The sequence below is a fragment of the Pseudomonas psychrophila HA-4 genome (assembly GCF_000282975.1).
Taxonomy (GTDB): Bacteria; Pseudomonadota; Gammaproteobacteria; order Pseudomonadales; family Pseudomonadaceae; genus Aquipseudomonas; species Aquipseudomonas psychrophila_A.
In genome coordinates, this window is record NZ_ALJC01000066.1 from 75,053 (window position 1) to 84,370 (window position 9,318).

Annotated in this window: 9 protein-coding genes; 2 read left to right on the forward strand and 7 right to left on the reverse strand. The window is 58.3% G+C overall.

Translation table 11 applies throughout. The features are described 5' to 3' along the window. Positions 1 to 2 precede the first annotated feature (2 nt). The 3 genes from B347_RS0108180 to B347_RS0108190 are packed head-to-tail and all read right to left on the reverse strand — an operon-like array spanning position 3 to position 2,625. Complete coding sequence (locus B347_RS0108180) at positions 3 to 974, reverse strand: thymidylate synthase (protein ID WP_019409216.1); 972 nt, start codon at positions 972 to 974, stop codon at positions 3 to 5. A 49-nt stretch (positions 975 to 1,023) separates the two neighbouring features. Then, complete coding sequence (gene lgt, locus B347_RS0108185; protein WP_019409217.1) at positions 1,024 to 1,830, reverse strand: prolipoprotein diacylglyceryl transferase; 807 nt, start codon at positions 1,828 to 1,830, stop codon at positions 1,024 to 1,026. A gap of 12 nt (positions 1,831 to 1,842) precedes the next feature. Beyond that, positions 1,843 to 2,625 carry a sulfite exporter TauE/SafE family protein gene (locus tag B347_RS0108190; RefSeq protein WP_019409218.1) on the reverse strand — a complete coding sequence of 261 codons (783 nt, stop codon included), beginning with the start codon at positions 2,623 to 2,625 and terminating at the stop codon, positions 1,843 to 1,845. 122 nt (positions 2,626 to 2,747) lie between these two features. Here B347_RS0108190 and B347_RS0108195 point away from each other — a divergent pair, with 122 nt between their 5' ends. After that, positions 2,748 to 3,494: an NRDE family protein gene (locus B347_RS0108195; RefSeq protein ID WP_019409219.1), complete on the forward strand. Its 747-nt coding sequence runs from the start codon at positions 2,748 to 2,750 to the stop codon at positions 3,492 to 3,494. A gap of 185 nt (positions 3,495 to 3,679) precedes the next feature. Here the strand turns inward: B347_RS0108195 and ptsP are convergent, their stop codons facing one another. Beyond that, complete coding sequence (ptsP, locus tag B347_RS0108205) at positions 3,680 to 5,959, reverse strand: phosphoenolpyruvate--protein phosphotransferase (protein WP_019409220.1); 2,280 nt, start codon at positions 5,957 to 5,959, stop codon at positions 3,680 to 3,682. Between the two features lie 21 nt (positions 5,960 to 5,980). Continuing rightward, positions 5,981 to 6,460 (reverse strand): RNA pyrophosphohydrolase, encoded by a 480-nt coding sequence (locus tag B347_RS0108210; protein WP_026014064.1) that lies wholly within the window; start codon positions 6,458 to 6,460, stop codon positions 5,981 to 5,983. Positions 6,461 to 6,603: 143 nt separating this feature from the next. On the opposite strand from B347_RS0108210, the gene B347_RS0108215 reads away from it, so the two are divergent. Then, a complete protein-coding gene (locus B347_RS0108215; protein ID WP_019409222.1) occupies positions 6,604 to 7,260 on the forward strand; it encodes an HAD family hydrolase in 657 nt (218 codons plus the stop codon). A 48-nt stretch (positions 7,261 to 7,308) separates the two neighbouring features. Here the strand turns inward: B347_RS0108215 and B347_RS0108220 are convergent, their stop codons facing one another. Both B347_RS0108220 and ilvA read right to left on the reverse strand, forming a co-directional pair. Then, entirely contained in the window at positions 7,309 to 7,737 is a 429-nt protein-coding gene (locus tag B347_RS0108220; protein ID WP_019409223.1) for a DUF2269 family protein, read from the reverse strand. A gap of 40 nt (positions 7,738 to 7,777) precedes the next feature. Beyond that, the gene (ilvA, locus tag B347_RS0108225) at positions 7,778 to 9,292 is read right to left on the reverse strand and encodes a threonine ammonia-lyase, biosynthetic (RefSeq protein ID WP_019409224.1); all 1,515 of its coding nucleotides are present in this window, start codon (positions 9,290 to 9,292) and stop codon (positions 7,778 to 7,780) included. Positions 9,293 to 9,318: the final 26 nt, after the last annotated feature.

Here is a 9,318-nt window from a genome sequence, read left to right on the forward strand (position 1 = left end):
GGTTACACCGCCATTGGCGCGGTCATTGGCGCGTGGTGCTGGTAGCCTTCGAGGCTGAAGTCACTCGGCTCGATCAGCTCCAACCACTCCGGCTGATACACGCCCGTTTTGGCGAATTCCGGCACGCGGTCCGAGATCACCAGTTTTGGCATCGGAAATGGCTCGCGGGTCATCTGTTCGTTGAGCATGTCCAGGTGGTTTTCATACACGTGGGCATCGCCAATGAAGTACGTGAACCAACGCGGCGTGTAGCCCGTTAGGCGGCCAATCAGGCTAAGCAAGGCTGCGCCTTCGGTCAGGTTAAACGGTGTGCCCAGGCCCAAGTCGTTGGAACGAATGTAGAGGGTCAGGGAGATTTCCTTGGTCTCGACGTTCGGATGGAACTGGTACAACAAGTGGCACGGCGGCAGGGCCATTTCGTCGAGCTGGGCGCAGTTCCAGCCGTGGAACAAGATACGGCGGCTGCCCGGATCATTGATGATCGTGTCCACGCACTGGCGCACTTGGTCGATGGCTTTGTACAGCACCACGTAGGCTTGGCCGTCTTCTTCGCCTTCAGCAATCTGACGATAGCCTTGGCTCAGGCACAGTTCGATGGCTGCCTGGTTGCTGCGGGCCACTTGCTTATAGGCAGGCCACTTGCGCCATTGCACGCCGTAGATTTCGCCCAGGTCGTCTTCGCCCTGACGGAACGGATTGGCCAGCCACTGCGCGTTTTCGTTGGCGTTCTGGTCCCATACCTTGCAACCCAGTGCACGAAAATCTGCCGCGCTGTTCACCGGGCGCAAGAAGCCGCACATCTCGCCAATCGCCGATTTGAACGCCATACGCCGAGTGGTGATGGCAGGGAAGCCTTCTTTGAGGTCATAGCGCAACATGGCGCCGGGCAGACTGATGGTCTTCACGCCGGTGCGGTTGGCTTGCAAGGTGCCATTTTTAATGACGTTGGCAACGAGTTCGAGATATTGCTTCATGGTTTTCCTAGCGTTTGAATGCAGGGCCACTCGGCCCCGCGATTCGACTTTAATGCGCAGCCTTTTGAGCCGCTGGATCTCGCTTGTAAGCCAGCCAGATCAGGAACAGACCGCCCGCGATCATCGGAAGGCAGAGGATTTGCCCCATCGTGACCCAGCCGAACGCCAAATAGCCCAGTTGAGCATCGGGTACGCGGACGAATTCGACGATGAAACGGAAGATCCCGTAGAACAGGGCGAACATCCCGGAAACGGCCATCGTAGGACGGGGTTTACGCGAGTACAGCCAAAGAACGAGGAACAGTGCCACACCTTCCAGCGCAAACTGGTAAAGCTGCGACGGATGGCGCGCCAATTGCTGTGGGTCGGTCGGAAAGATCATCGCCCACGGCACGTCGCTGGCTTTGCCCCACAGTTCGGCATTGATGAAGTTACCAATGCGTCCTGCCCCCAGACCAATCGGCACCACGGGTGCGATGAAATCCAGGATCTGGAAAAACGACTTGCCGTTGCGCTTGCCGAACCACCAAGTGGCCAGCATGACGCCGATCAGTCCGCCGTGGAACGCCATGCCGCCTTTCCACACTTCGAAAATCAGCAAGGGGTTGGCGATGTAGGCGCTCAGGTCGTAGAACAGCACATAACCTAGACGGCCGCCGACAATCACGCCCATGGCCACCCAAAACACTAGGTCTGAGAGCTTCTCTTTGGTCCAGGTCGGATCGAAACGATGGAGGCGTCGCGACAGGATCAGCCAAGCTGCACCAATGCCGATCAGGTACATCAAGCCATACCAATGGATTTTCAGCGGTCCGATGGCCAATGCCACCGGGTCAATCTGCGGGTAAGGCAGCATTGCGACTCCTTGTTAGATCAGGAAACTCAAACCGACACAGAACAACAGTGCGGCAAACAGCCGTTTCAGCAGGCGCGGCGACAGTTTGTGAGCCAAACGCGCACCAAAACGGGCAAAAAACATACTAGTCAGGGCGATCCCGAGCAGCGCCGGCAAGTAAACAAAACCGAGACTATGCGCGGGCAAGTCCGGGTTGTGCCAGCCAATCATCATGAAACTTAGAGCACCTGCCAACGCAATCGGCAGTCCGCAGGCCGACGAGGTGGCCACAGCTTGCTGCATGGTCACGCCGCGCCAAGTCAAAAACGGCACCGTCAGCGAGCCGCCACCGATCCCGAAAATCGCTGAAGCCCAGCCAATTACACTGCCAGCCAAGCTCAGACCCAACTTGCCCGGTACCGTTCGGCTGGCCTTGGGTTTTAGATCAAGGGCCATTTGCAGGGCGATGATCACGGCAAACACGCCAATGATTTTCTGCAAGTGCGGACCCGAGATCGCTTCGGCGGTCAACGCGCCAATCCCGGCCCCGACCAGAATACCCACGCTCATCCACGCAAACAGAGGCCACAGCACCGCGCCTTTGCGGTTGTGCGCAATCACCGAGTTGATCGAAGTAAAAATAATGGTGGCCAATGACGTGCCGACGGCCAAATGGGTCAACACCTCGTGGCTAAAGCCTTGCAAGGTGAAACTGAACACCAGCACCGGCACGATGATCAGTCCGCCACCGACTCCAAACAGCCCGGCCAGTACGCCCGCAAAGCCCCCCAACACCAAATAGAGCAGAAATTCCATGACTCGCCCCCCAATTTTTGATCCGCATGGTAACGGAGCAAGGGCTTGGGCTCCACTGCATGGCGCAACACGCCTGAGCAATCTATAAGTAGAGTGATTAAAAAAACATTAAGGACTGCCCCATGTGCCTCATTGTCTTCGCTTGGCGCCCCGGCCACGCACAGCCTCTGGTCGTTGCGGCCAACCGTGATGAGTTTTATGCCCGCCCCAGCAAACCCTTAGCCCAGTGGGTTGAAGCGCCCCAGGTATTTGCCGGTCGCGACCTCGAAGCGGGTGGCACCTGGCTGGGCGTGGGGGCCAACGGCCGTTTTGCTGCGCTGACCAATATTCGCGAACCCCGCCGGCCGCCGGCCCGGCGTTCACGGGGCGAATTAGTGTCTGATTTTTTAAACGGAAACCAATCCATTGGCGAGTATTTCGCCGACATTGGCCGACGAACCGTGGAATATGCGGGCTTTAACCTGTTGCTGGGTAATCGCGATCAGTTGTGGCACTTCAACTCGAGAGACTTGGCGCCGCAGCCACTGAGCGCCGGAATTTACGGCCTGTCGAATGCCGGGTTGGACACGCCGTGGCCCAAGCTACTCAAGGCTAAGGCCGCGTTGGCCGAGGTGTTGAGCGATCCGCACCCGCAAGCCTTGCTGGCGCTGCTCAAAGACCCGCAAACAGCGCCGTTCAGCGAGCTGCCAGACACCGGCGTCGGGCTGGCCACCGAACATTTGTTGTCGAGTGTGTTTATCGCCAGCCCCAGTTACGGCACGCGCGCCAGCACGGCGCTGATCGTCAACGCCGATGGTTCACGGGTAATGGTGGAACACAGCTTCGGGCCGCTGGGTGGGCGTTTGGGTGAGGTGAAGCTAGAGAATTGAAAGTGGCGTGTATCCCGTAGCAGTTGCCGAGTTCAGCGAGGCTGCGTCCGATTGCGAAGCGATCGTAAATGCTAAGAACACGATCTATCTGAAAGATCGCGATAGCCGATTTTACGACGACTGCGTCGCCGGACGTAGCCTGCGGCAACTGCTACGGATCCGGCTGGCGGTCTCCCCCACTAAAGCTAGTAAGGCTTGATCGCCGCCGGGTTCATCATGCGCGTCAGGCCCATGTTTTTCAGGGCCAACTGGATGGTGCTGCGAATGACTTGCGGGTTATCGATAGTCATCACTTCCGCCAGCAGTTCCTTGGCCCGGCTCAGGCTGACCTGACGCAGCATCCACTTCACTTTCGGCAAGTTGGTGGCGTTCATCGACAAGCTGTCAAAACCCATCGCCATCAACAAAATCGCCGCAGCCGGATCACCGGCCATTTCGCCGCAAATACTCGCCGGCTTGCCTTCGGCATGGGCATCACGCACCACCGATTGCAGGGCTTGCAGCACCGCCGGGTGCAGGTAGTCGTACAAATCGGCCACACGCGGGTTGTTACGGTCTACTGCCAATAAGTACTGAGTCAGGTCGTTAGAACCTACCGAGAGGAAGTCCACCTGGCGCGCCAGTTCTTTGGTCTGGTACACCGCCGCCGGGATTTCGATCATCACGCCAATTGGCGGCATCGGCACGTCGGTGCCTTCGTCACGCACTTCACCCCAAGCGCGGTGCAGGAGGTGCAGGGCTTCTTCGAGTTCGTGGGTGCCAGAGATCATCGGCAGCAAGATACGCAAGTTGTTCAGGCCTTCGCTGGCCTTGAGCATGGCCCGGGCCTGAACCAGAAAGATTTCAGGGTGGTCGAGGGTCACACGGATCCCGCGCCAGCCCAGGAACGGGTTGTCTTCTTTGATCGGGAAGTACGACAGTGACTTGTCGCCGCCAATGTCCAGGCTGCGCATGGTCACCGGTTGCGGATGGAAGGCGGCGAGTTGCTCGCGATAAATCGCCAGTTGCTCCTTTTCGCTCGGAAAGCGCTGGTTGATCATGAACGGCACTTCGGTGCGGTACAGACCTACGCCTTCTGCGCCACGCTGTTGCGCGCGCGCCACATCGGCCAGCAGACCGGTGTTGACCCACAGCGGCATGCGGTGGCCGTCTGGGGTGATGCACGGCAGTTCACGCAGGGCGTCGAGGCCTTGGGACAGTTGGCGCTCTTCTTCGACGACATCGGCATATTGCTTGCGCAGCACGTCGCTGGGGTTGGTATAGACCTCGCCGTGGTAACCGTCGACGATCATCTGAATGCCGTCAACCTTGGAGTACGGCAGGTCGACCAGGCCCATCACGGTCGGAATACCCATGGCACGGGCCAGAATCGCCACGTGGGAGTTGCCCGAACCCAATACCGACACCAGACCGACCAATTTGCCTTCCGGCACTTCGCCGAGCATGGTCGCGGTCAGTTCTTCACTGACCAGAATGGTGTTGTCGGGGTAGACCATGGTTTGCTGGCGGTCGTGCTGCAAATAGGCCAACAGACGGCGCCCAAGGTCACGCACGTCCGACGCCCGCTCACGCAGGTAGTCGTCGTCCATCAGTTCAAAACGGTTGACGTGATCAGTCACCACCTGACGCAACGCGCCTTGAGCCCACTGACCGGTCTTAATAATATTTTTTACTTCACTGCCCAGCGATGCGTCATCGAGCATCATCAGGTACACATCAAACAGCGCCTGCTCTTCAGGCCGCAGTTGAGTGGCGAGCTTTTTAGACACCGCACGCATGTCGTTACGCACGCCTTCGAGCGCGGTTTTGAACAAGGCAATTTCGGCCGGAATGTCGGTGATGGTTTTATCCGGCACCACGTCCAGGTCGGCCGGGGGCAGCATGACCACCGCTGTACCGACCGCGGCACCGGGCGAACCAGGCACGCCCACGAACTTGGCTTCCTGGATGCCTTTACCCTGACGCCCCAGGCCGCGAATCGAGCCCGTGGCCTCGGCGTGGGCGATAACCCCGGCCAATTGCGCGCTCATGGTCACGAGGAAGGCTTCTTCGCCCTCATCGAACTGACGGCGTTCTTTTTGCTGAATGACCAACACCCCAACCACACGGCGGTGGTGGATGATCGGCGCGCCGAGAAAGGAGGCATAGCGTTCTTCGCCGGTTTCGGCAAAGTAACGGTAGCGCGGGTGATCGGCGGCGTTTTCGAGGTTCAGAGGTTCTTCGCGGGTGCCCACCAAACCAACCAGGCCTTCGTTGGGCGCCATGCTAACTTTGCCGATCGAACGCTTGTTCAAGCCCTCGGTGGCCATCAGCACGAAACGGTTGGTCTCTGGATCAAGCAAATAGACCGAGCAGACCTGACTGCCCATGGCCTCTTTGACGCGCAACACAATAATCCCCAACGCCGCCCTGAGATCTTTGGCGGCGTTAACTTCCTGGACGATCTTGCGCAGCGTATTGAGCATGGTTCGGGGTCGAACTCCGTGTCAGGCGCGCGTCAATACGCGCGGGGCAAGCTCTTTGAGAGCGCGACGATAGACCTCGCGCTTGAATGTCACCACCTGGCCCAACGGATACCAATAGCTGACCCAACGCCAGCCATCGAATTCCGGTTTACCGGTTAAATCCATCCGCACCCGCTGCTCATTCGAGACCAGGCGCAGCAAAAACCACTTTTGCTTCTGACCGATACACAGCGGTTGGCTGTGGGTACGGACCAGACGTTGCGGCAAACGATAACGCAACCAGCCTCGCGTGCAGGCGAGTATTTCTACATCTTCGCGTTCCAGGCCAACTTCTTCGTTCAGCTCGCGGTACAAGGCGTCTTCCGGCGTCTCATCAGGGTTGATTCCGCCCTGTGGAAACTGCCACGCGTCTTGATTGATACGGCGAGCCCACAGTACCTGTCCGGCATCATTTGTCAGAATAATCCCGACATTAGGACGGAAACCATCGGGGTCGATCACGGCAACAACCTCGCAAACGCATGTCGCCGCATTGTTCCACAAAGGTTGTGAAAGCAGCAACGCGCCTTCCTGCCTTATGTGCACTCTTCTGAAAAGACCGTATTCTTGTGGCCTTCAAATAGACATTTCAGCGAGTAACTTCAATGCGTCTGGCTTTATTCGACTTGGATAACACCCTTTTAGGCGGTGACAGCGATCACGCGTGGGGCGACTACCTGTGCCAGCGCGGCATTCTCGACGGTGACGCGTACAAGGCCCGTAACGACGAGTTTTACCAAGATTACCTGGCAGGCAAGCTGGATAACGCCGCCTATCTTAATTTCAGCATGGAAATCTTTGGCCGCCATGACGTGGTTCAACTGGATCAATGGCACCGCGAATTCATGCGCGACTGCATTGACCCGCTGATGCTGCCAAAGGCTCAGGCGCTGCTGACAAAGCACCGCGACGCAGGCGACACGCTGGTTATCATTACCGCGACCAACCGCTTTGTCACCGCTCCCATTGCCCAGCGTCTGGGCGTGGAACACTTGATTGCCACCGAATGCGAAATCGTTGATGGTCGCTACACCGGCCGCAGCATCGACGTGCCGTGCTTCCGTGAAGGCAAAGTGACACGCCTGAACCACTGGATGGCAGAAAACAGTCACAACCTCGAAGACAGCTACTTCTACAGCGATTCGATGAACGATTTACCGCTGCTCGAGCAAGTGACGCATGCAGTGGCGGTCGACCCGGATGACAAGCTGCGGGCAGAAGCCATTACACGTGGCTGGCCAGTGATTTCGTTGCGCGATTGATTGATCACCCCTGTAGGAGCGTCGACCCGCTGCTCCTACGGGGGTTGTTTAAACCGGTTTGGCACCCATCATGGCCGCAATGGCGATAAAGCAAAGGGCACAAAAAACCGCCAATACCACGGTAAAACCCGGGTGTTTGGCCATTCGCCCCAGCCGCAGGCGATTGAGCCGCACCACGAGCCACAACCAGCTCAAGCCGCCCAGCAGGTACACACTGCTCCCGCCCAGCAACCACATCTGGCCCAGCGGCCAACCCGCCAGGTGCACCAAAAACCAGCCGCTCACCGGCAACGCCAGCAGGCACAAGCCCATCAGCACCCAAACAAACGACCACGGGCGCCGCACCAGGCCGCCCGCCAAAAATGTATCGCCCGCACGCCAACGGCGAATCACGACAACCAGCAATGCGAGCGCACTGACAAACAGCAACAGTGTCGACACGCCATGCAGCAGTTTTAACGCGCTGAACGTTTCCATTTCAGTTATCTCTTGAGCCGTTCAATCAGCGTAGCGGCAATCAGCCAAGAAACAGTTGATACGCCGGGTTATCACTTTCATCCCAATACGGGTAGCCAATTTCAGCCAGCGCCGCGGGCACCAGATGACGCTCTTCAGCCGGCACTTGCAGCCCCGCCATCACACGGCCATCGGCCGCGCCATGGTTGCGGTAATGGAACATCGAGATGTTCCAGCGACCACCCAGTTTGTTGAGGAAGTTAAACAACGCACCTGGCCGCTCCGGAAACTCGAAGCGAAACAGCAACTCATCGCTGACTTTTACCGCGTGCCCACCGACCATGTGGCGGATATGCAGCTTGGCCAATTCGTTTTCGGTCAGGTCGACAACCGGAAAGCCTTGCTCAGTCAGGCTGGCCAGTAAGCCGCTGCGCGGGTCGTTCTCGGGGTGCGTCTGCACACCGACAAATATGTGAGCCTCGCTGCCGGTGTGGTAGCGGTAGTTGAACTCGGTAATCTGGCGCTTGCCGATAGCCTGGCAGAACGCCTTGAAGCTGCCGGGCACTTCCGGGATGGTCACAGCGATGATCGCTTCACGGCCTTCGCCCAGCTCGGCACGCTCGGCCACATGGCGCAAACGGTCGAAGTTGACATTGGCACCCGAGTCGATGGCAACCAGTGTTTGGCCGCGCGCACCACGCTGCTCCACGTATTTTTTGATCCCGGCCACACCCAGCGCGCCCGCAGGCTCGGTGATCGAGCGGGTGTCATCGAAAATGTCTTTGATGGCCGCACAGATTTCATCGGTGCTGACGGTGATCACTTCATCGACATAGTCTTTGCAGATATCAAACGTGTGCTGGCCAATCTGCGCCACCGCCACGCCATCGGCGAAGATGCCGACAGTCGGCAAGACCACGCGCTCGCCCGCAGCCATCGCTGCTTGCAGGCAGTTGGAATCATCGGGCTCGACGCCAATGATTTTAATGTCTGGTCGCAGGTACTTCACGTACGCGGCAATACCCGCAATCAGTCCGCCACCGCCCACCGGCACGAAGATCGCATCCAGGGGTGCCGGGTGTTGGCGCAAAATTTCCATCGCCACGGTGCCCTGCCCGGCGATGGTGTGCGGGTCATCGTACGGGTGGACGTAAACGTAGCCTTTTTGCTCGACCAATTGCAGCGAGTAAGCCAAGGCTTCCGGGAAGGAGTCACCATGCAGCACCACAATGCCGCCACGCGAACGCACGCCTTCAATCTTGATCTCGGGCGTGGTTTTTGGCATGACAATAGTCGCTTTAACCCCCAGTACCTTGGCGGCCAGCGCCAGGCCCTGAGCATGGTTGCCTGCCGATGCAGTCACTACGCCGCAGGCGCGCTCGGCGTCGGTCAATTGTGTGAGCTTGTTGTAAGCACCACGAATCTTGAACGAGTACACCGGCTGCAAGTCTTCGCGTTTCAGCAAAATCTGGTTGCCCAGACGCTGAGACAGCTGATTGGCAGTTTGCAATGGGGTTTCTACGGCAACGTCGTAAACGCGCGAGGTGAGTATCTTCTTAACGTACTGTTCGAGCATCGGAAAGCTTCACTGGGCGGGTGGGC

Excerpts from the sequence above, each read along its gene's own strand:
- B347_RS0108180 (WP_019409216.1), bottom strand. The coding sequence starts at position 974 with ATGAAGCAATATCTCGAACTCGTTGCCAACGTCATTAAAAATGGCACC.
- lgt (WP_019409217.1), bottom strand. The coding sequence starts at position 1,830 with ATGCTGCCTTACCCGCAGATTGACCCGGTGGCATTGGCCATCGGACCG.
- B347_RS0108190 (WP_019409218.1), bottom strand. The coding sequence starts at position 2,625 with ATGGAATTTCTGCTCTATTTGGTGTTGGGGGGCTTTGCGGGCGTACTG.
- B347_RS0108195 (WP_019409219.1), top strand. The coding sequence starts at position 2,748 with ATGTGCCTCATTGTCTTCGCTTGGCGCCCCGGCCACGCACAGCCTCTG.
- ptsP (WP_019409220.1), bottom strand. The coding sequence starts at position 5,959 with ATGCTCAATACGCTGCGCAAGATCGTCCAGGAAGTTAACGCCGCCAAA.
- B347_RS0108215 (WP_019409222.1), top strand. The coding sequence starts at position 6,604 with ATGCGTCTGGCTTTATTCGACTTGGATAACACCCTTTTAGGCGGTGAC.
- B347_RS0108220 (WP_019409223.1), bottom strand. The coding sequence starts at position 7,737 with ATGGAAACGTTCAGCGCGTTAAAACTGCTGCATGGCGTGTCGACACTG.
- ilvA (WP_019409224.1), bottom strand. The coding sequence starts at position 9,292 with ATGCTCGAACAGTACGTTAAGAAGATACTCACCTCGCGCGTTTACGAC.